The organism is Streptomyces sp. NBC_01176, assembly GCF_045039825.1.
Classification (GTDB): Bacteria; Actinomycetota; Actinomycetes; order Streptomycetales; family Streptomycetaceae; genus Streptomyces.
Genome location: NZ_CP108601.1, coordinates 86,386 through 107,022, shown reverse-complemented (window position 1 = coordinate 107,022; position 20,637 = coordinate 86,386). Strand labels below are relative to the sequence as shown.

At 67.8% G+C, this 20,637-nt stretch carries 18 protein-coding genes and 1 pseudogene; 7 read left to right on the top strand and 12 right to left on the bottom strand.

The genetic code is table 11. From position 1 onward, the window contains the following. Nucleotides 1-25 precede the first annotated feature (25 nt). The gene (locus OG199_RS44070) at nucleotides 26-538 is read left to right on the top strand and encodes a hypothetical protein (protein ID WP_331727875.1); all 513 of its coding nucleotides are present in this window, start codon (nucleotides 26-28) and stop codon (nucleotides 536-538) included. A gap of 702 nt (nucleotides 539-1,240) precedes the next feature. Here OG199_RS44070 and OG199_RS44065 read toward each other — a convergent pair. From OG199_RS44065 to OG199_RS44050, 4 genes and pseudogenes are all read right to left on the bottom strand, one after another. Further along, nucleotides 1,241-1,462, bottom strand: a pseudogene (locus OG199_RS44065) (integrase core domain-containing protein); the annotation flags it as partial. Between the two features lie 16 nt (nucleotides 1,463-1,478). Beyond that, nucleotides 1,479-2,549, bottom strand: a complete 1,071-nt coding sequence (locus OG199_RS44060; protein ID WP_331727870.1) for an IS110 family transposase — start codon at nucleotides 2,547-2,549, stop codon at nucleotides 1,479-1,481. 198 nt (nucleotides 2,550-2,747) lie between these two features. Beyond that, on the bottom strand, nucleotides 2,748-3,506 hold the full coding sequence (locus tag OG199_RS44055; protein WP_331728570.1) for an IS3 family transposase: 759 nt from the start codon (nucleotides 3,504-3,506) through the stop codon (nucleotides 2,748-2,750). 5 nt (nucleotides 3,507-3,511) lie between these two features. Next, on the bottom strand, nucleotides 3,512-3,838 hold the full coding sequence (locus OG199_RS44050; RefSeq protein ID WP_319754950.1) for a transposase: 327 nt from the start codon (nucleotides 3,836-3,838) through the stop codon (nucleotides 3,512-3,514). Between the two features lie 844 nt (nucleotides 3,839-4,682). Between OG199_RS44050 and OG199_RS44045 the strand changes: the two genes are divergently transcribed. The 4 genes from OG199_RS44045 to OG199_RS44030 all read left to right on the top strand — a co-directional run bounded on the left by OG199_RS44045 (nucleotide 4,683) and on the right by OG199_RS44030 (nucleotide 8,635). Then, a complete protein-coding gene (locus OG199_RS44045) occupies nucleotides 4,683-5,288 on the top strand; it encodes a hypothetical protein (protein ID WP_405834918.1) in 606 nt (201 codons plus the stop codon). A gap of 48 nt (nucleotides 5,289-5,336) precedes the next feature. Continuing rightward, nucleotides 5,337-5,753, top strand: a complete 417-nt coding sequence (locus OG199_RS44040) for a hypothetical protein (protein ID WP_331727859.1) — start codon at nucleotides 5,337-5,339, stop codon at nucleotides 5,751-5,753. A gap of 479 nt (nucleotides 5,754-6,232) precedes the next feature. After that, nucleotides 6,233-6,661 (top strand): hypothetical protein, encoded by a 429-nt coding sequence (locus OG199_RS44035; protein WP_331727857.1) that lies wholly within the window; start codon nucleotides 6,233-6,235, stop codon nucleotides 6,659-6,661. A gap of 282 nt (nucleotides 6,662-6,943) precedes the next feature. Continuing rightward, nucleotides 6,944-8,635 (top strand): hypothetical protein, encoded by a 1,692-nt coding sequence (locus OG199_RS44030; RefSeq protein ID WP_405834917.1) that lies wholly within the window; start codon nucleotides 6,944-6,946, stop codon nucleotides 8,633-8,635. Between the two features lie 619 nt (nucleotides 8,636-9,254). Here OG199_RS44030 and OG199_RS44025 read toward each other — a convergent pair. Further along, nucleotides 9,255-10,220, bottom strand: coding sequence for a pentapeptide repeat-containing protein (locus OG199_RS44025; RefSeq protein WP_331727851.1), 966 nt, complete (start codon nucleotides 10,218-10,220; stop codon nucleotides 9,255-9,257). Between the two features lie 83 nt (nucleotides 10,221-10,303). Here OG199_RS44025 and OG199_RS44020 point away from each other — a divergent pair, with 83 nt between their 5' ends. After that, complete coding sequence (locus OG199_RS44020; RefSeq protein WP_331727848.1) at nucleotides 10,304-10,678, top strand: hypothetical protein; 375 nt, start codon at nucleotides 10,304-10,306, stop codon at nucleotides 10,676-10,678. A 79-nt stretch (nucleotides 10,679-10,757) separates the two neighbouring features. Here OG199_RS44020 and OG199_RS44015 read toward each other — a convergent pair whose 3' ends face one another. Continuing rightward, on the bottom strand, nucleotides 10,758-11,519 hold the full coding sequence (locus OG199_RS44015; RefSeq protein ID WP_405834914.1) for a hypothetical protein: 762 nt from the start codon (nucleotides 11,517-11,519) through the stop codon (nucleotides 10,758-10,760). Nucleotides 11,520-11,746: 227 nt separating this feature from the next. Next, the gene (locus OG199_RS44010) at nucleotides 11,747-12,676 is read right to left on the bottom strand and encodes a ParA family protein (protein ID WP_331727845.1); all 930 of its coding nucleotides are present in this window, start codon (nucleotides 12,674-12,676) and stop codon (nucleotides 11,747-11,749) included. A gap of 391 nt (nucleotides 12,677-13,067) precedes the next feature. Here OG199_RS44010 and OG199_RS44005 point away from each other — a divergent pair, with 391 nt between their 5' ends. Then, a complete protein-coding gene (locus OG199_RS44005) occupies nucleotides 13,068-14,687 on the top strand; it encodes a DUF2637 domain-containing protein (protein WP_331728567.1) in 1,620 nt (539 codons plus the stop codon). Nucleotides 14,688-15,459: 772 nt separating this feature from the next. Here the strand turns inward: OG199_RS44005 and OG199_RS44000 are convergent. From OG199_RS44000 to OG199_RS43980, 5 genes are read right to left on the bottom strand one after another with little or no spacing between them, the layout of a single operon-like run. After that, nucleotides 15,460-19,077: a LysM peptidoglycan-binding domain-containing protein gene (locus OG199_RS44000; protein WP_331727842.1), complete on the bottom strand. Its 3,618-nt coding sequence runs from the start codon at nucleotides 19,075-19,077 to the stop codon at nucleotides 15,460-15,462. A gap of 7 nt (nucleotides 19,078-19,084) precedes the next feature. Next, a complete protein-coding gene (locus OG199_RS43995; RefSeq protein ID WP_331727840.1) occupies nucleotides 19,085-19,537 on the bottom strand; it encodes a pilus assembly protein TadG-related protein in 453 nt (150 codons plus the stop codon). After that, nucleotides 19,537-19,980, bottom strand: a complete 444-nt coding sequence (locus OG199_RS43990; protein ID WP_331727838.1) for a TadE/TadG family type IV pilus assembly protein — start codon at nucleotides 19,978-19,980, stop codon at nucleotides 19,537-19,539. The genes OG199_RS43995 and OG199_RS43990 overlap by 1 nt, the downstream gene beginning before the upstream one ends. Continuing rightward, nucleotides 19,977-20,393, bottom strand: a complete 417-nt coding sequence (locus OG199_RS43985; RefSeq protein ID WP_331727836.1) for a TadE/TadG family type IV pilus assembly protein — start codon at nucleotides 20,391-20,393, stop codon at nucleotides 19,977-19,979. The genes OG199_RS43990 and OG199_RS43985 overlap by 4 nt, the downstream gene beginning before the upstream one ends. A gap of 48 nt (nucleotides 20,394-20,441) precedes the next feature. Next, entirely contained in the window at nucleotides 20,442-20,630 is a 189-nt protein-coding gene (locus tag OG199_RS43980) for a hypothetical protein (protein ID WP_331727833.1), read from the bottom strand. Between the last annotated feature and the right edge of the window lie 7 nt (nucleotides 20,631-20,637).

Genomic DNA, 20,637 nt, shown 5'->3' with positions numbered 1-20,637 from the left:
GAGACCGGCCGGATACGCTTCGGGAGTGATCCTGATCTATGCGGGCCGGCGACAGGCGACGGACGCCCAGGGGGTGCGGGAGCGTGTCCGTACTCTGCTGGACGAGGTCCGGCCGCGGCTTCTGGTGGGCTCGGCGGCTGCTGGCGCGGACCTGCTGGTGCTCGCGCTCGCACGGGAGCGGGACATCCCGGCGCGGGTGATCCTGCTCGGCGGGGTCGCCGAGTTCGAGCGGGTGTCCGTGGCCGATCTCGGCGAGGAATGGATAGAACGATACCGGGAGATACTGGCGGACACGGGCGTGTCGGTCGAGAGCGTTGCATCACCGGGACCCGACCGCCGGGCGGCACATCTGATGGTCAACGAGATGATCATCGAGACGGCGCGGCGCGAGGCGACCGAGGGCGAGGAGGTCATAGCACTCGCGGTGACGGAGTCGCCCGGGAGCGGCGGGAGTGTGACGGCGGACCTCGTGGCCCAGGCGGAACGCCGTGGCTGGCCAGTAGTGACGACGTCCAGCGCCGTTCACCGGCAGGAGTGACCGGTCGCCAGAACACTCCACCCGGCGGATTTTCCCGTTCCCAGCCCTCGGTCAGCACGGCCCGCCGATCACCGAAGTCGCGTACAGCGGGGGCTGTTCACTGGACGGGCGGGCACCAGCGGCCCAAGCGCCGATCCGAGTCACAGGATTGCCACAGAGCCGCTACGACATCCTTCGGTAACGCCATGATGCCCCACAGTAATCGGAACCTCTGGGGGGACCATGAAAACCCGCACAGCCGCCTGCAGCACGCTGCTCGTACTCGCTGCAGCCCTCACCGCATGTAGCAGCAGTGACAAGCCCACAGCCGACCCAACAGCTTGCAAAGCTGCACTGACCTCCGTGTTCAAGAAGAGTGCGGCTGCCGGTGACAAGGCCACTCCAGATGGCCGGCCGCCAGCCTCTGACGGACTCGACGACAAGGCAGTCCAGCACCTCGCCACGGAGGTCCTCAACGAACAGGTCAGCGAAACCCTGAAGAACCTGCAGACACCTCAGCGGTGGTCAGCTGGCGCCCTCGTCCCGTACTCGGCGCGGGCCCTCTGTCTTCTTCGCATGTGCGGACGCTGTATGGGCTCCGGCGGCACCCCGCGCACTGCTCAGGCGACCGTGAACTGCCGGGCCCGCTCCTCCGTGTAGGTGTCGTACTCGGCGGAGGTCAAGATGCGGACGGGATGAATCGCCCCGGGTTCGATAGAGATCTCAGATTATGGTTGTGACCTGGGGTTTCGTGGATTCCATGTAGTGGTTGGCTTCGTACTCGACGGGCGGAACGTGCCCTATCTCACCGTGGAGTCGGCGGTGGTTGTACCAGTCGACCCACTCTGCGGTGGCCACCTCGACCTGGGAGAGCGACTTCCAGGGCCGTTGGGGCTTGATCAGCTCGGTCTTGTACAGGCCGATCGTGCTCTCCATCAGGGCGTTGACGCTCCTATAGTTGTCAACTCGCTGCCGAGGCTGTCCGTGGGGCGGGCCGAAGTAGGTGGTAGACCTCGCGGATGACGTAGCGCTTGAGGCATCGGATGATCTCGCGTTTCGTCTTGCCCTCAGTGGTGCGGCGGGCGACGTAGTCGATGGTGGGCTGGTGGAATCGCATGCGGACGATGACGGTTCGGTAGATCGCGGCGTTGAGCTGGCGATGGCCTCCGTGGTTGATGCGGTGTCTGCCGCTGGTCATGCTGGAGCCGGTGGGCACGGGAGCGATGCCCGCGAGCTTGGCGAGAGCGGCTTCGGACTTGATCCGCTCGGGATTGTCGCCGGCCACGACGAGGATCTCCGCGGCCGTGTCCACGCCGATACCGAAGGGCTCGAGCAGTTGCGGGGCAACTCGCTGGACCAGGTCGCCGATCATCTTCGTCAGTTCCTTGGCCTCGGCGTCCAGGTACTGCCACCGCTTGGCAAGTGTTCGCAAGGTGTGCCGAAGGGCGTCCTCGGGTCCTTCCAGACGGCGAGGACGCAGAGCTGCCAGCTGCCGCGCCAGGCTGATCTGTGTCTTGCCGGCAGTCTCCCGACGCAGGGCGTCCGAAGCGTGGACGAGCATCGCCTTCATCGTGACCATCGCAGCCGCACGCTGCTCAACGGCCTGGTCATGGGCAATCTTGAGCTGGCGGATCATCTCAGCCTCGCCGTCGGCGGTCTTCGGCGTGGCCGTCGCGAACCCGGCCAGCACGGCGCGGGCGGCGTTCTCCGCGTCCAGGGTGTCGGACTTTCCGTTCATGCGCCGCAGCCGCCGGTCCGGGCGCCCGGCCTCGACCACCTTGTGACCGGCCCTGCGCAGAAACGAGGTCAGCGTAGCGCCGTAGGAGCCAGTGCCCTCAATCCCAAACGCCAGCACGGTGCCGAACGACGCGGCCCAGTCCGCCAGTTGCTGGAAGCCACCGGTGTCGGTGGGAATCGTCAGCGTGGCCAGGATCCCTCCGATCGTGTCCATCACCGCCGCGACGTGCACGTGCTTGTGCGTGTCGACGCCGATCACGACATGCCCGGACCTGGGCTGCTCGCTGGTCTGCACGGAGTTCCTTCCGGTCGGTAGCGTGGGGTTCACGCTGTCGCCGGTCGGACGGACAGGACTGTCACGGGGACGCTTTGGCGAGTCGGCTCCAGGCTCTTATCAGGTCACGTCCGTCCGGCGGCAGCGCTTGCTGCGTGCCCGGCCGGGCGGTCGACAGATCAACGCCAGGACACTCACGGGGTCAGTCATAAGCAAGAGTCAGACCACCTCAGCCGGGGCTACCCAATCCTTGCGGGATCCGGTGCGAAAAGACTGACAGTCGTAGGCGTCGCCGACCGATCCGATCGAGGCGGCGATGCCGGCGGCGTCCAGATGCTCGGCGAGCCGGAAACTCGTATATTGCGACCCGGCATCCGAGTGGTGGATCAACTCGCCTGGCTGAACTGGGTGTTGGTCGCGGTCACGTTGCCACACGGCCATCTCAAGGGCGTCCAGGACGAAGACCGTTTCCTTCACGGTGGCCGCGGACCAGCCGACGATCCGGCGGGAGAACGTGTCCACGACGAAGGCGACGTAGACGACACCGGCCCAGGTCTTCACGTGGGTGAAGTCCGCGACCCAGCAGCGGTTCGGGGCGGCAGCGACGAAGTCGCGGTCCAGCAGGTCCGGCGCCCGTTCGGCCTGCCCGCCGGGCAGCGTGGTGATCACGCGTTTACCACGGACCGCCCCAGCGATGCCGAGTTCGCGCATCAGGCGTTCGACGGTGCAGCGGGCCACGCGGCGGCCCTGCCGGTTCAGCTCACGCCAGATCTTCCTCGCCCCGTAGACGTGGTAGCTGGCCTCGAAGACCTCGCTGATCTGTTTCTTCAGTTCGGCATCCCGCACGGTCCTGGCCGACGGCGTGCTGCGACGTTTGTGGTGGGCGTAGTAGGTGGAAGGGGCGATCCTGCAGTCGTGCTCGGTGAGCGTCCTGCAGATCGGCTCGACGCCGCCGAAGCGGTCCCGGTGCTCGTCGATGAACGCTACGAGCGTGTGTGTGGCCGGTCGAGCTCGGCCGCGAAGAAACTCGCCGCGGCCTTCAGGATCTCGTTGGCCCGCTTCAGTTCGGCGTTCTCCTTCTTCAACGCCTTGAGCTGGGCGGACTCCTCCGTCGTCGTCCCCGGACGTGTCCCCGCATCGATCTCGTGCTGCTTCACCCAGTTCCGCAGCGTCTCGCGGGAGCCGATGCCGAGCTTCTCGGCCACCGCCTGCAGGGCGGCCGTCTCGTTCGGGTAGTCGTCGCCTACCTCGGCGACCATGCGCACCGCGCGACGGCGGAGCTCAAGCGGGTAACGGGAAGGTCGTGCCATGACTCGATCCTTTCATGAAATCGAGTCTCCATTCGACCCGGGGCGGTTCAGGGTACCGACGCGTGAGAACGGCTGCGGCGACTGCGTGGTGACGGCCTGAAACGCAGATGGCGTGGTTGAGATGAGTGGGTGGTGCAGGTGGCCTCCGTTCCTGAGTGCGTATGTGAGCCGCCGTCGTGGCTGGCTTTCGTTGGTCGCTGTCCAGAACGGGGATGTACCGGCTGCTCGATGCAGTTATGGGGTATTTACGGGCTCAAGGCTGTGTTGCGGGGCTGGGCCCAGGAACCGGGCAGGGATGCAGTACTTGTGGGCTCTTTAATAAGAAGCGCCAGGGAAACTAGGCCTCTGACCTGCGACTTTGGACTCCAAGCGGTGCTCTGGAGGGCACATTTCCGACTCCGGAATGTCAACCTGGCGCGCACGTTGGGGCTTAAAAATCAACTATTGCTTGACTTCCGAGCCCCCTGGCGACGGAGAGGAACGCCGCAGGTCAGGGCGATGTACCGGATGGATCCGAGGAGGGTGTCGGAAGGTCTCAGGCGCATGAAATGTGCTGCCATTGCGACACTAGAAATCAAGTACCGCTTGAGTTACAGATCCTGGGCGCCCTGGAAATCCATGTCCAGTTGATATTTGGGCCGCCCCCGGCGCGGGTGGTGCCAGCAGAGGGCCCGTCGGCGCGCCGACGCAGCAAAAGACAAGCCCTAGTTGATTTTTGGGCTAGTCTCTGGATCGCCTGAGTAATAAGGGAGGTCCTGTGACATCTGATCCACCAGCACCCCGGAGCCCACGACCCCGAGTTGTCCCCAGCGGAGCATCTGAGGACCTCGGCTTCGACGACCTGTTGCAGGTTCTGGGCGAGCAGCTTGGCCAGAGCAGCCCGAGCGCCGATCCACGCGGCCGTCGCAAGCTCAAGAACGTCACCTTCGAGTACGAGCCTGACCACCGAGCCGTGCACGACATGGCGGGCGATGCCGGCTACAGCCTGGCGAGCAACTGGTTCACGCAGCTCCTGGCGCAGCTGGCCGTCGCCAACTCCATCACCAAGTCCCAGCTCTGCGTGTTCCTGTACGTTGCCGGCGGCCAGGAACGTGGCACTGGAGTCGCCCAGTACACCCAGCAGGAGATCACCGACGGTCTCAACAAGCTCGCCGAGAAAAAGAAGGACGGCAAGCGCATTACCCGCTCCACGGTGAACCGCGCCGTGCGGGCCCTGGTCGGCTACAAGTGGGTCGAGCAGCTCGGCAACGGCGTCATCCAGCTGAACGTGAAACTGTGGTTCCACGGGAACAGCACCGCCCAGCACGCCGTCCTCGAACAGATCGCCGCCCAGCACGACCGCGACCCGGAGGCCTTCCCCAACGTCATCGGACCCGACGTGCACCAGGAGGAGCTGGACCTCGGTTTCACTCAGCAGACGAACTACAACAGAGGAAAACTCACCGGGTGATACACGTCCACCAACCAACCCGCTGCACACGACGAGAAAGGGATACCGATGGCTGAGGTGCTGTCTCCGGTCGTCTCCGAGCGCATCTGGGCGCTCCCAATCTCCGGATCCTCGGTGAAGTTCCTCAACTATCTGCTCTACCGATCCGACTTCGGCGGCCACCTGCCCATAAAGCAGAAGGACATGGCCAGGGAGTACCGCGTCACCCCCCAGGCCATCAGCAACCTCATCGCCCCCCTGTGCGACCTCAACATCGTGCTGCGCCCGAAGAACGAGGACGGCGGCAAGGGCAACTCCTACCGGCTGCACCCCCTCGCAGCCAAGTACGAGAGCCCCGAGGCCATGGAGGCCTCATTCCGGCAGACCATCGCGAACATCAAGGCCGGCGACCTGCCCAACCTCAAGCTGCCCTCCTATGCCTCAGTGCCTCCCGCGGAAGGACGCCCCAACCTGCAGGTTGCCTGACAACACAAATACAGGGGCCCCGCCGATGCATCGGCGGGGCCCCTGTGCCTGAGGAAGAGGTACTGCCTGCACTATAGCCAGGCTCAGCCACGATCACCGTCCCGAACTGCTCCTTCTAGGTCACGCATAGAGGTGCGTCGCCCTGAGCGGGTGACGTCTGGGGCGCGCCTGAACTGCGGGTCTCCGAGGGTGGCGCTTACGAGCTACGCCATGGCGGCGGCCACGGTCTCCAAGACGGCGCGCTGCCGCGGGTCGATGGGTACAGCGGCCTGGCGCAGCGAGTGAAGCGTGGTCCCTTCGGCACACAGCCTGCACAGCCCGAGGACGGGGACCGGGACTCCTGCCTCGGACACCAGCCGCAAACCCGATCATCCGACCGTCGGCCTAGGTGGCCCGTCCGGGCGGCAAACTACCCCGGACGGTAGAGTCACCGATGGTGCAGAATTGCGATCATGAAGTCACCATGAACCACTCATTGCATGATCAGACACGCGATGCGTACGCTCTGCGCCGCCACCCTCGTAGCCGCTCCCCTCGCCCTGACCGCGACGCCTGCACAAGCCCTGACTTCATGTACGGTCAACGGCCGTCCCGTGTCCGGTACGACCGTCACTGGTACTGCCGGCCCCGACTACATCAGCTGCGGCGCCCTTGCCGTGGGCGATAGCGTCGACGGCAAGGGCGGGGGCGACTACATCGTCATCAACGGCATCGTTGCCGGCACCGTCGACGGCGGCGCCGGCGGTGACTCCATCACGGCCAACGCCGGTACCACGGCGACCGGCAGGATCCTCGGCGGCGCCGACGGCGACGCCATCTTCGTCGGCCCGAACGCCGGCACCGTCGACGGCGGACTCGGGTCGGACTTCTGCCGAGTCGCTTCCGGTAACCCCCCCATCAACTGCTGAGCAGCAACAGGTTCGTTGGGACAGCCAACTGCGACGCTCAAAGTGGCCAGCTAGCGCGCCACAAACGCGGCGGCCACCCGGCCCGCTGCCCCCGCTCGGCGCATTCCGTCACCTCCGGAGCCGCATTCCATCGGTTCCCCGAGAGCGGGCCGGAGCTCGCGAGCGGTTCCCTCCATCGAGGGAGATCCACACTGGTGACGGCGTGGCCCTCCACGCACCCGTCTGCCGAACGCCAGCATGCCCTGCGGTGATCATCAGGCCAGGCGGAAGGCAGGAGACGGAGTGAGGGCGGCTACAACTCCCCCGGGGCGGCGCTGGCTCGTACGGCTCGATCCGTACGGGACGCCCGCCGCCGGTGTATCGGTGATCAAGTGCCGGGGCGGGGTCTGCGTGCCGGATCCGAGCAGATTCCGCGACCCGTTGCTGGCTCGTACCAAGGCACTGCAACACGTCCGCGAGCACATCGCCGCCGTGGGGCCGCTCTGGGAAGCGGCCCGCTGCCGGTGCCGCCACGAGGAATGCACCTGGCACGCCCCGAAGAGCGTGACCTGCGCCGGTCCGATGACCCTGGTCCTCATCCCCGACCGGGTGGGCCGTCTCTGGATCCTGGCGGAGACGTGCGAGGCCTGCGCGACGGCCACACCACGAGCGAAGGTCATCCGCAGCAGCCGGCCCCCGTCCGAGCCCTCCGGACCAGCCAAGGCGGCGGCGCACGCCAACATGCCGCCCGCTCCGCTCGGTGAACAGCGCAGTGATGACCGAACCCCGGCGGTCCCGCGACCTTCCGACCGGGAACGCGCCCTCAACTGCGAGGTGTGCCAGGCCGAGGCGGCCCCCAAGCCGCCGGTGCACGAGGACGACAGCTTCGCGGCTACCCAATCGGAGCCGACAAGCTGGGCAGTACCAGGCACATACGGCGACTACGCACTCGCCGCCCTGCAGTACTTGCACCAGGCAGAGGTCGGCCACAGCCCCGAGGCCCGCCTCCTCGCACTGCTCATCGCGCTGCGCGTCCGTCCCGGCGGGATCGTCAAGATGGTCAGCAACGACCTGGGCCCGGGCCGCATGGACCTGCCGGACTGGGCGCTGGAGGAACTCATCGACGCAGAATGGGTGGACGCCTCGCTCGACGAGGTCCAGGGCGCCGTGCGCGGAGCGCCCGCAGCGCAGCTCCGTGTGCCCGATCTCGCCGCCAACTCGAGGCTCATGGGGATTCCTATGGGGACCGCCCGCGGCAAGCTGAACGGCTGGACGCAGCGGATGATCGACCATCCGCTCCTGCGCGGAAAACCGGCGGCAGACCGTCTCGGCGCGTTCTTCGTCACCGCGCGGTGCAACCGGGAGGGACGCGCCCAGATCGTCCTCCGCCAGATGGCCACACTGTGCCGATTCACCTCCCGGGACCTCGCCTTGGAAGTGATGGAGACGCTGGCCCGAGCACAATGGCTCGCGCACGTGACACCCGGCCCGACGAGCGGCCACGCCGTCAACGTCACCTTGGCCCACCCCATCCGGCACCTCGCGCCAGGCTCCCCACCGCCCCGAACCACTCCACCCGCACAGCCAGGGCCGCGGCCCAACCCGATCAAACTTCGCGGCCGCGAGTACGAGGTCGCCGCCTGGGTCGATGGCTATGTCGCTCGACACCGCCATGGCCCGCGCCTGCACGCACTGATCGCCGCCCACTGCACGGAGAATCCCCGCACGCCCTGGCCCCAGCAGTGGATGGCCGGCGCCGTACAGCGCCTCGCCGACGAGGGATGGCTTCACCTTGACGGGAACCGTTGGTATCGCACCCGTCCTGGCATGGCCTATCTGCGCCAACTTGCCCGCGAGCAAGCGGCAGCAGCCCCCGCTCCGCAGGCCACGCAGCCGCGCACTCCTCAGCAGCAGACCGGATCGGGCCAGCGAACTCAGCCACCAGGCATCTGGCTGATCCCAGGTGCGGAAGCCGTCCTTGGTCCACGCTCCTGAGGCGACGCGGACCTGATCGGCGGGGAGCGGGACGTTGGCCATGAAGGACACGATGGCGGTGTAGTACGGCGTAGTTGCCGCCGGTGGTCTATGTCGCCGGCGGTGCTCAGCTGTTGGTCCGCCTCGGCCCGCACCGCAAGCCCGTCGTCCTGGAAGTCCTGGCCGACGGCTCCTACCTCACCCTGCTGGGCGGGCTCAAGCTCCGGACCCTACGCGACGGGCAACGCGTGCACGACCGCTACCGTCTGGTCACCCCTGATGGTCCTTCGACGGTTGTGCACAGGGGAAAGCCCCGGCTGGACGGGGGAGACCAGCCGGGGCCGTGGGTGGTGGCGTGCGGAGGGCGGTCGCCTCTCGGCGGAAGGCTCCATGGGGCTTCAGCCGGACGATCGTCCCCATGGGCTGTAGGTGAGGCCCGGGGACACTGTCCCCTCCGCAGCCACATGTAGATGAACGGTGAACTTCCCCTGCTTGTTCCGGTGTTGACGCTGCGGTCGGTGTGAGGTGAGGCACCTCCAGTCGTGGCTGGCCGAGGGCGGGCGTGAGTGTCGATCGGGCTCGTGCTGCACTGTGTGGCGTAGGGTGGTGCGAGGCGTGGTCTGCGGGTGGGGTTCATCTTTCAGAGTGAGGTCACGTGCCGCGAGACCCCTCTCTGTGCGGTGAGGGCGGCTACAACCCATGCGTTGTCGGCGGTCTTGACGGACTGGGCTTGGATGGTGGCCTGCAGTGCGGGCGGCCACCGGGTTGCTGTCGTCCACTGGGCTCCGGCGAGACGGAGTCGTGTGCGGCCGTGCAGTCCTTGAGGGCCTACGTCGATGTCGTTGAGGTCGGCGCCGCTGAGATTGGCACGTGTGAAGTCGGCGTCCCACACCTGAGCACCGGTCAGGTCCGCGTCCCGAAGATCCGCTCCGGTGAGGAACGCGCCGCGCAGGTCGGCGCCGCGCATACGGCTGTCCTGGAGCTCCCGTCTGCGCAGGTCGGTACCCCGCAGGTCCGTGTCCTTCAGGCTTACTGTGCCGAGTGACGTGGGCAGCCGTGCTTGCCGCAGGTCGGCTCCCTGCAAGACCGCATGGTGCAACTCGGTGCCGCGCAGGTCAGCGTCTCCTAAATCGGCGGCGTGCAGGATACTGCCGGGCATCCGCGCGTCCCGCAGGTCGGCGCCCGCTAAGTTGGCGCCGGTCAGCGTGGCCTTGGACAACGAGGCATTGCGCAGATCGGACTCCCTCAGATCGGCTTTCCTCAGGTCAGAGCTGTCCAGATGGGCATCCCGCAGATTCGCCCGGTGCAGGTCCGCACCCTCAAGACTTGCGGACGTCAGATTGGCCACCTGCAGATCGGCTCCCTGCAGATCGGCGTCCCGTAGATCAGCGCCCCGCAGACGGGCGCCGCCCAGCCCGACGCCGCGCAGACTGGCGTTCTCCAGCCCGACGTTAACCAGCCGCGCCCCGGATCCGGCGACGGCCTCAGTGGACAGGTGCGTCAGGGGCTGTTCGGCATGCCTGCTTTGAGAAATGCCGGGCTGCAACGCTGGCGCGCGGCGCGAGAGCGCAGCGATGACCCGGCCGGCGAGGCTGTCGGCGCGCACGGCAGTCACACTCCTTCTTGGTCGGTACTCATTGGACCGTCAGCCGCATCAGACGGGGAGGGCTGACCAACTGCCGCAGTCCCGTGCAGTGCCTGAGAGCGCAGACCGGATGGGAGCCCACCAATGCGGTCGTCGTACGCCGGGCGTTCCTGCACGCCAAGAAGAATGATCTCTGGGGCGAGCTGCGCGAATGGACCCGTCACCGTCAGCAGCCCGTGAGCGAGGAGGACTACGGTCCCGAAGGCTTGTTCGGGGACGTGCCCGCCCGACGTGTTGACCGGGGTGCCGTGAAGGACAGCACCCAGCAGAGTTTCCGTCCCTCCAGGCAGGAACTCGCGGTGTACGACGGCTACGCCGCAGCGCACGGCTTCGACAACCGCAGCGACTTCCTCGACGCCGTCCGCGGCGCCTTTCTGCCCGCGCTCCCCGCTGCGCCCCGACGCGCCACCACTCGGTAGATCGGCAACCTGCCGCGACAAGCACGAAGGGGAGCCCTCGGCGAGGGCTCCCCAAAGTCCATACGAACGCTGAAATGGACTAGGCGTCGGCTCGGCGTACAGCGATGGTGCGGCCGATGCGGTTCAGCGCTTCGTCCATCTGCGTCATCAACGCCTCTGTGCGTTCTGAGTCGTAGGCCAGTGCACGCTTCACGGCCGGCTTGCTGAGCCGCCGCTCCACCCCGCGAAGGTCGTCCAGTGCCGCTGCGAGGCGCCGGATATCGTTCCCTCCGTTATCACCAGACCCCTTGGGAATACTGGGCTCCGAGCCCGACTCCCCAATTGGGGAGTTCTCACTGGCGGGTTCCTTGCCGATCGAGGTGATGTTCGGGACCCCTCCGTTCGACGCCGGAACACCGGTCGGGGGAGTCTGTGAGGCTGCCGTCGGGGCAGCCCGTGCCGCGAGGATTTCTTGCACCAGCTTCCGGACGTCCGCCGGCGAGGCCTGCCGGGGGAGTGGAGGAAGTTCCCGCACGACCTCGCTGAGCAGCTTGGCCGTGACGCGCCTGACGCTGCGGGCCACGGTGTCGTAGACCGCGACGGCAGCCTGGTCGCCGGACTCGTTCCTGACATCGGTGAGTTCGCGAATCTGGGCCTCGCGCGGCATCCAGCCCATGGCCGCGAGAGCCTCGCCGATCCTCCATGCGTCCATGAGCCGGTGTGCCTGGGACTCGGAGACTTCCCAGGTGTCCATGACGTAGTCGCCGAAATTCGGGACGCCCTCGTTGCGGTGCAGGTTGCCGGTCTTCATCGTCTCAAGGCTCTTGCCCGCCACCCAGAAGGCCGTCTGCAGGTTGTTCATCCCAGCCTTGCAGGCTGTGAGGGCTTCCTGCTCCTCTGGGGTGAGCTCTCCGTCGCCTGCGGGCGGGCGGGGGTTGGGAATGGACCCCAGCGTGGTGCCTACGGGTGCTTGGACTACGACCGATGCCGCCTGCACGACTGCGGGCAGGCCCCCGCCGAGGAGCCCTGTCCCAACGGCTCGAGCACCGCCGGCGCCCTCGTCCTCGTCGTCGTCGTCAAACCCTGCCATCAGGCCGCCCTTTCGCAGTATTCAAGGATTTCACTGTTCAGCGCGCGCATGTCCGCGGAGAGGCTGACGATGGAGTCGGGGACCACGTCGGCAACCTTCGCGCGCCCCGCAGCGACGTCGTAGCTCTTCGCGCTCGTTGGCAACAGCGCCTCGTACTCAGAGAACAGCAAGCCCATCTTCCGGGCGTTGCGGGCCGGCTTCTCCCGGTAGCCCACGATGGTCTTCAGTATCGGGGTCGACTGACCGAGCTCCGTACGGATGTCGTCGTTCACCTCGGCATGCATCGAGGTGGCAGACGGGTTGGACGCATAGAGGAACGCGCCTGCTACACGCAGATGGGGGTTCACCTGCTTGCGCACGGATTTATAGTTCCTCGAGATGCGCCGGATCCCCTTGATCGACGAGTCGTCCGAGCGGGTGGGCACGATGAGCTTCCGGCCCGCGCCGAGGGCGAGTTGCTCAAGCGAGTCGTTCTCGGGGGCACTGTCGAAGACGATCTGGTCGTACCACGGAGCCAGCGGAGCCAGGGCGCGGGCCAGGGACAGCACCACAGTGGCGCCCTCGGTCATCATGCGGTGCATCAGCAGCGGGATGAGCTCACCGACGGCCTCGCCGCCCGGAACCACGTCCAGGTTCGGACGCACCTCGCGAACCGGAACCAGCGGCGCGCGCTCCGCGATCGCCCGGTGGAGCCCCAGACCGTCCAACACGCTTGGGCCGTCTGGCTGGATGCCCCTGCCAAAGGTCTTGATCCCCAGATCGTCGTCATCCTGGCTCGTTACGCACACCAACAGCGTGCGCTGGCCCTCGGCTGCGCAATGACCCGCGAAATGAGCGGCGATCGTGCTCTTCCCGACCCCGCCCTTCCCTGTGCCGATCACGGTTGACTTCTGGGGTGGCTCGATCCACTCCACGGCGTCGCTGAGCACGAAGCGGCCTCCTGTTCCGTTTCCTCCGCGCCGTCTTGCGCGCGGCACACGGCATCCTGGCACACCGGAATCCTTGGTATCGCTGGGCTGTCGGTTCGACTCCCCAATTGGGGAGTCGAACCGACAGCCCAGCGACACCAAGGGCCGTACCCACAACAGTCGTTGACACAGCCCCCACTCCCCAAGAACAACCACGTAAAGTCAGCCACAGAGATACACCCCTAAACGGACAGATGATCACTATTCGTTGACGATCAGACCGAACTTCGCACGGTTCCGATGCCTCGTGAGACGACACGTGAGAGTGTGAGGGCCGATCAGAGGCGAGACACAAGAGAGGCAGCAGCACGTGACCGCGGGGACGGGTAAGACGCCAATCCAGCTCACACGAATGCACCGGATTCTCATCGGTGTGGTCGTCGCCGGTGCGCTCGTCATCGCGGGTATCGGCTTCGCGGGTTCGTACGCGGCGGTGCGCGAGCTGGCCCTCAAGAAGGGCTTCGGGAACTTCGCGTACGTCTTCCCGATCGGCATCGACGCGGGCATCTGCGTCCTGCTGGCACTGGACCTCCTCCTCACCTGGATCAGGATCCCCTTCCCGCTGCTGCGCCAGACGGCGTGGCTGCTGACGGTCGCGACGATCGCGTTCAACGGCGCGGCGGCCTGGCCGGACCCGCTGGGCGTCGGCATGCACGCCGTGATCCCGGTCCTGTTCGTGGTCTCCGTCGAGGCGGCCCGGCACGCGATCGGCCGGATCGCGGACATCACCGCCGACAAGCACATGGAGGGCGTCCGCCTCACCCGCTGGATGCTCTCCCCGATCCCCACCTTCCTCCTGTGGCGCCGGATGAAGCTGTGGGAACTGCGCTCCTACGAGCAGGTCATCAAGCTGGAGCAGGACCGCCTCGTCTACCAGGCCCGCCTGCACTCCCGCTTCGGCCGCGCCTGGCGCCGCAAGGCCCCGGTCGAGTCCCTGATGCCCCTGCGGCTGGCCCGGTACGGCGTCCCCCTCGCGGAAACGGCCCCTGCGGGCCTCGTAGCGGCGGGCATCGAGTCAGTGCTGCTGTCCCCGGCCTCCGAGCCGATCCAGACTTCTCACGAGGCCGCGCCCCAGGCGCTGGAGTCCCGCGAATACGTGAAGGCGCCCCCGCAGGATGAGCACGCGCACCTCGCCTGGCTCCCTCAAGGGATCCTTTATGAGGGTGGCTACGACCTCTCGTACGAACCGGATCTGCAGGACAGGCATCGAAACGCGCAAGGCCCCGGGGCCGCCGCTACCGCACACGCGGCTGATGGCGAGGATGTCCGCTTCCTGGACGCCTACCGTTCTTGGCTGCAGGAGTTCCGCGTGTTTCCCACGGCCAGCCAGTTCAGCTACTTCCTGCTGCACGAGTACAAGATCAGCACGGGGACGGGTGCACCTCTGTCGGAGGAGCAACTGCTTCCGCTGCTGCAACGCCTGGAGCAGATGAACAGGGAGGCTTCTGCCTCTTCCCGGACCCCCCAAGCTGAGACGGGCGACGCGGACCAGGATTCCAACAAGCCTTGGAACGAGAACCTGCACCCGAACACTGCACCGGATGTGGAACTGGAAAATTCCGCCCCCGAGTTCCAGGCCGACCGCGCTGGTGAGCTGGCTGGTGCGTCAGCCGATCGCACCGGCGGGAGCCGGGTCGTCGTGCAGATGAGAATCCCGGCTGAGCCCCATGCACCGGAGGACCTACCTGCGTCCCGCACATCCGAGCCGCCGTTCGAAGACGGCGCCGACGACGAGCAGCAGCCCGACGAGACCCAGCGGCAAGAGACGCTGCCCTCAACCGCCCCGAGCGATCTCAAGGGACTTGAGCTGGTTGAGTTCTACTACATGCGTCTGCCCCGCGAACTGCAGCAGATGTCGGCGAACGAGCTCGCCCCCAAACTCGTCGAGCTGACGGGGTACAAGCAGAACACCGTCCGCAAGTACATCGGCGAAGTCCGGAAGGCTCTCACTGCGGAGTCCGCCGACGCGTGAGTCTCAACCATTCAACGGTCCCAGTGCCGTTGGAATGGTTGAGCGGCCCGGTTGGAACGGCCGTCACCATCCCGGTCCAGCGACGCCGATCCTGCACGCGGATTGCCCCATCCAGTCTGCGGAAGCACTGCCGTTGAGACTCAACGAACTCGGGAACGCAGCAGCACAACCCGTGAGGCAAGGCCGCATGCTGACCTTCATTCCAGTCTTGAAAAACCTTCTGACCTGCATTTTTCCAACTGGGTCAGCGATTGGGTCAGCGACTCGCACCGTAGTGAACCGCCCACGGTGAAGCGAGACGAGGCCTCCGTCGAGCTCGCACAGCGAGCGCCACGCCGTGCGCACGACCGCGCTGCAGCTCTCCGTGAGCAGGGACGCAGGGCGAGTTGGAATCGCGGCCTGGCCGAGTTGGAATGACGCCGAGTCCATCGAGACACGAGTGTCGGCGCCGTCGGAATTCCCGGTAGCCGATGCCCAGCGTCCGCGACATGCGCATGCCTGCCGTTGGAATTTCCAGGGCAGCGCGCAGCCGGCCGACGGTCGTGATCAGGCTCAGCCGACAGGCAGTTGGAATCACGAAGCCCATCCAGCGGGAGCAGGAACATCCGGGCCGCGCGCTGACGTCCATGACCGATGGCCGGCCTATCCGTCATCGGTCATGACCGATTCACACCAATCGGCTATGACCGATCCCGGCCCTCCAACCGGTGGACGCGAGACCGTGAACCTGGGGCGGCGGGTCAGCGCTGGGCACCCGGGCGCCGGAGTGGGGTCAGCGTCGGGCGGCTTGCAGCAGGCGGAGGACCTCGTCGGTCTCATCGTCCATCGAGCAGCCGAGTTCGAGCAGCAGGGCTTCCAGGGCGCGGATGGCGTCCTCGAGTTCCTCATCCTGGCCGAGCAGGGCGTGTGCGCGGAACCGGTGCCGCCACAGCTGCTCGGCTTCGCGGGCGACGTGCAGGCCGCGGTTGGCGGCCCACAGGGCACTGCGTCCGTCGCCGTGCTGCAGGCGTCGCTCGGCGAGTTCGTCGGCGGCATGCACGATCTTTTTGATGATGTCCTGGGTGATGTCCTCGGCCCACACGTAGCGGCGGGCTGGGATCCCGGAGAAAGGCCGGCCGCCGACTAGGTCCAGGGCGGACTTGAGGCGCAGTTCGCGGACTGTGTCGTCGCCGGAGCGGTCATCGACCAGCTGCTGGAAGGTGAGCCAGTCACAGTCGACGCCGGCGAGCCGGAACAGCTTGTCGGGCTGGGTGGCGATGTGCGGAAGGTGCAGGACGCCGTCGGCGTCGTTGCCGAGCCACTTGCGCAGCTCCCTGATCCGCGAGTTACGGGTGTCGCGGGAAATACGACCGTGGGGCGCAAGGACCTCGTCGAGCTGGTGGGCGTTGGCCCCGGGATGCAGGACCAACCACGCAGCGAGTTCCAGCGCCGTGGTCTTCCGGTTGCTGAGGATGTCGCCGTGCGCGCCGTCGAGGCCGACTGCGCCGAGAACTCGCACGACCGGGCCACCGGAGGCTGCGGATGGGGCAGCCGCCGGGACCGCGGAGTCGTCGGTTGACTGAGGCAGGCGCACGCTGACCCGGGGGAGGGGCAGGGAGGCAGGGGCCACTGTCCCGGACGACTCGGAGGGCTGGGGAGTGAGTAGACCATGGTCGGCCGGGGCGTCCGTCGCTGCTGCCTCCCCTGCTGACTCAAGGCCGTTGGCGCTCCCCGCCGACCGTGGGCCGGCTGTGGCGTTCTCGTCCGTGAGCCAGGCGACGGCGGACACTGCAGGACCGGGGCCGGTCTCCTCGGCGCCGTCATCGTCCTCCGCGTCGTCTTCCAGGTCGGCGACCGCGGCCAGCGGTCCGACTGGGCCGGAGGAGAGAGCGGTCGGGGAGGCGCTGCCGCTCGTCGATTTCACCAGCAGCACGCCCTCGTCACCGCCGACCCCAGCCGCATACCCGGTCTCGTCATCCGACGCTGCGCCCGGTGCCGCCGGGGCGGGTGGGGACGGCACGTCGGGCTGGACGGGCAGATCAGCGGTGAGCACCAACTCCAGGACGTCGGCGTACTCGTCGTCGGAGCAACCCGAAAGCGTGCACTGCACATCCGTGCCGGGCACCGTCACGTAGGCGGCGTCGGTGTCCACCACCCATACGTCCTCGGGCGCACCGGGCACGTCGGTGCTGCTGGTGAGCATCGCCATCGCGGCGTACGGCTGACCGTCGAGCAGCTCCCAGCCGCGGCCGATGACGTCGGGGTCCGGGCAGGCGTCCACGTCGGCGAGCAGAACCATCGGCCACAGCTCCTCGACTTCCTCCTCCAGACGGGCCACGGCCAGACCGTCCGGGCCGAACTCGATCAGCGTGCGCTGCTGTTCCGCCTGGTGCGCAGCGAACGCGTCCAGCGCCCGGGCGAGGTCCGGGTGCGGGGTGACGCGATGCTGGTCGAGCATCGTCAGGCCGGGCGCGGTGTCCTCGCCGGCCACGGCGAGTTCGATCTGCCCGCCCAGCGGCGACAGAGCGAGCGCGATGGCGGCCATCCGCAGCACCTGCTGGCGCCGCTCGCCGGTCAGATGGATCGCCCCGAGCTGTTCCAGGTCGACGAGGACGATGGAGTTGTCGTCGCCTGCGCCGAGGGCGAGCAGCCCAGGGTAGGGCGGGTCGATCTCCCGCAACTCCTCGCCGTCCAGGAGCTGATCGGTGGTGGACGGGCACCACCACACAGTGCCCGCCGCCATCCCGTCGACGGTGGTGAACGGCACCACCGGCTCCGTCTCCTCGGCCAGGTACAGCAGCATGCCCTGCTCGCCAAGCCGCACCGCCACCACCTCCGGCAGGACGCCACCCTGCTCGGCCAGGTTCAGGGCGGCGGTGCGCAGCATGGCATCCAGCAGCTGCAGTTCGACGCTCGCGTCGACGCTGCGCAGCGCGAGCTCAGTGGCGGCGGCCCGCCCGGTCGGCATGGGGATCCGGTTGCCGCGGCGCAGCCCCCGGCGCTGCAGGAGACGCCGGGTGCCCAAGGTGAGCAGGACGGCGGCCGCGAACACTCCAGAGGCCGCGAGGCCCACCGCGGCGATCAGGCTTCCGTTGTTGTCGCCCTGCTGGGCCTCTCCTGTAGATGTCGGGGCCGGGGAGTTCGTGGTCGTGGAGGACGGAGAGCTGGATGTGGACGGGGTCGGCTGGGCGGTCTCGGGGGACTGTGTCTCGGGCCGCTGCGACGGTGTGGTCGCGTGATCGGGAGAGTGCGAGGCCGACGGCTTGGGGACGGTCTCGACGCCGTGTGACGGAGCCTGTGACGTTTCCCCCCGGCCCTCGGAGCTTTGCCCCGGCGTTGCGGTGGCGTGATCCTCTCGGGCCTTCCCGCCCTGCTGTGCCCCCTCGTGGGGCGCTTCGGTCGCCGGCGTGTGCGGAGTCGAGTCCTGTTTGTCTCCGGGATGAGCGGTGTCGTGCGCGGCGGAGGAATTCGTGTCGGACGGCGCGTTGGCGTCGGCGGGCAGCGTGAGTTCTTGCCCGGGGAAGATCAGGTCGGGATTGCTGAAGGTGTGCCCGTGCGGCTGCTGTTCGCCTTTGTTTGCCTCGAACAGCTCGGGCCACTCGGCGGCGTCACCGAGTTGCCTCTGAGCAATCTTCGAGAGGTAGTCACCGGGTTGGACGACGTATTTGGGGCCGTTGTTTTGGCCGCTGCTCTCGGACGATGCGGTCGTCTTCGACGCCGCCGCGTTGGCGTTGGTGGTGTATGTGGCTTGGGCCGGGCGGGCGTCGGCGGGCAGCTTGATGACTGCGCCCTTGGGCAGGTACTGGTCGCCTGCGGCGAGGCCCGGGATGTCGGGGTTGAGGGCGGCGATGTCCTGCCACCGTTGCCCGCTGCCGAGGTACTTCTCCGCCAGGTCCCACGGCAGCTCGGTGGAAGAGCTGACGGTGTAGGTCGGGCCGTTGGTGTTCTCGGTCGCCGTGGACGTGGAGGACGTGGCGCTGGGGGTGCTGGTGCTGGCCGTCTGGGTGGCGGTCACCGCGTGGGCGGGCGCCGAGGTCGCCGCGGAGGCGGCGGTCGGCGCAAGGAGCACGATCCCGCCGACGAGGAACGAGGCCATGGACTGCAGGCCGCTCAGGCCGCGCAGACGCGGCGCGGAGCGGCGCCGCGTCACAGCGACGATCTCCAGGACGACCGACAGGGCGAACGCGGCCCAGGCCACCCAGCCGATGCAGGTGATGGCGGTGAAGAAGAGGGTGCCGTCGTCCGGGCGGAGCAGGACGTCGATGCCGCCGGACAGGTCGGTGGGCTGCGTGCCGACGAGCAGCAGCACGTATGGGGTGCCGACGAGCAGGGCGGCGAGGAGGGCGAGGCCGAGCAGCGCGCGCACCAGGATGCCGACGGTGCGCAGGGGTCCGGGGGTTCGGTAGGCCATGGTGGGCTCAGCCTCCAGCCTGGGTCTGCAGGTGTGCGGTCGCGGTGCCGGTCACGTTGATGGTTCCCTTGCCGATCAGCTGCGCGAAGTAGGTGTTGTAGGTGTCGTGGACGGTGACCGTCATGGTCTGTCCGTCGTCGGTGATCTGGACGTCGCCTTGTACGCCGGCGGCGGCGAGGTAGTCCTGGGCGGCGGCCTGGGCTGCGTCCGGGTCGATGGTGATGGCGGTGCCCTCGATCGCCTGGGCGGGGTCGAGTTGCTGTCCGGCGGTGCGGGCGGCCTCCTGGGCGAGGGATTCCGCGCGGTTGGAGGCGTTGAGTGCCCCGCCGCCGTCGACGAGCAGGCCCATGACCATCAGCAGTCCCACGGTGGTCACGGCGAAGAACAGGGACATCGAGCCGTCGTCGCGGCGTGCACGCAGCGCGGCGAGACGGCTCCTCAGCACAGCGATCAAGATCATTAGCGGGCCCTGTAGGTGTCGATCGGGCTGGTCCAGGACGCGGTGATCGTCTTGGCTCCGGGCAGGCCGGGCACGCCGATGTCGGACAGATTCGCGGTGCACGAGATCGTCGCGGTGACCGTGGCGGCTTCGCCGACGTCGGTGGCGTAGCCGGAGGTGTCGATGGCCACGCTCGAGGTCTGGCAGGTGACGCCGTCGCCGTCGAGGCTGCGGGTGACCGCTTCCTGGGCTGCTGCCTGCGCGGTGCCGGCGTCGCGCTCGAGGGAGGCGGCGCGGGCGGCCGCGTGGGCAGCGGCGTCGACCGCGCCCTTCGCGTCGGTGACCCGGCCGAAGGCGATCATGAGGCCGAGGATGAGGATCAGGACGGGGGCGAGAACCGCGGTCTCCAGCGCGTAGCTGCCCCGGTCCTGGCACAGCAGTCGGAGCAGGCGGGGGCGCGTCACGGGTTGGTCCAGCGTTCGATCGGTCCGTCGGCGTGCTGGGTGACGTGCAGCGTGAGGCCGGGGACGAGGGTGGCGACGTCGCCGGTGACGGTGATGCGGATCTGCTGGGCGGTGCTGCCGTCTGCCGAGACCTGGGCGTCTTTGACGGAGCCGCCGAGGCGGGCGAGGTATTCCTGGGCCTGCGCGAGACCGTCGCCTTCGCCGGCGCCGAACGCCCGTCCGGCGTCCACGCCTTGCCGTGCGGCGGACTGGGCGACCTTGCGGGCGTGGTAGTACAGGCCGACCTGGATGGTGGTGAAGGCCAGCATCAGCACCACCAGGGCCAGGGCGGCCAGTTCGAGGCCCAGCACGCCGTCGTCCCCCCGGCGGATGCGTGCGCGGATGGCCTCGAGGTGCCGTGATCGGCGTCCCACCGTTTCCCCCTCGATCGTCGTCGGTGTCGTATCTGCGTGCGGCCGTCCTCAGCCGCCGTCGATGATGCCGATCTTCTCCAGGAGTTTCGCGCGAATGGCCGCGACGAGCAGGCCCGCGCCGACGAGCAGCGCGCCGGCGAGGACGGCGAGTTCGGTGCTGGTGGCACCTCTGTCACGGGCGGAGCGCAGCTGCTCGGCACGAGCGCGGATCCACACGGTGAGGAGCTGGATATCCATGGGGGCC

Excerpts from the sequence above, each read along its gene's own strand:
- OG199_RS43995 (WP_331727840.1), bottom strand. The coding sequence starts at position 19,537 with ATGATCTTGATCGCTGTGCTGAGGAGCCGTCTCGCCGCGCTGCGTGCA.
- OG199_RS44000 (WP_331727842.1), bottom strand. The coding sequence starts at position 19,077 with ATGGCCTACCGAACCCCCGGACCCCTGCGCACCGTCGGCATCCTGGTG.
- OG199_RS44035 (WP_331727857.1), top strand. The coding sequence starts at position 6,233 with ATGATCAGACACGCGATGCGTACGCTCTGCGCCGCCACCCTCGTAGCC.
- OG199_RS44015 (WP_405834914.1), bottom strand. The coding sequence starts at position 11,519 with ATGAACAACCTGCAGACGGCCTTCTGGGTGGCGGGCAAGAGCCTTGAG.
- OG199_RS44040 (WP_331727859.1), top strand. The coding sequence starts at position 5,337 with ATGGCTGAGGTGCTGTCTCCGGTCGTCTCCGAGCGCATCTGGGCGCTC.
- OG199_RS43980 (WP_331727833.1), bottom strand. The coding sequence starts at position 20,630 with ATGGATATCCAGCTCCTCACCGTGTGGATCCGCGCTCGTGCCGAGCAG.
- OG199_RS44005 (WP_331728567.1), top strand. The coding sequence starts at position 13,068 with ATGCACCGGATTCTCATCGGTGTGGTCGTCGCCGGTGCGCTCGTCATC.
- OG199_RS44050 (WP_319754950.1), bottom strand. The coding sequence starts at position 3,838 with ATGGCACGACCTTCCCGTTACCCGCTTGAGCTCCGCCGTCGCGCGGTG.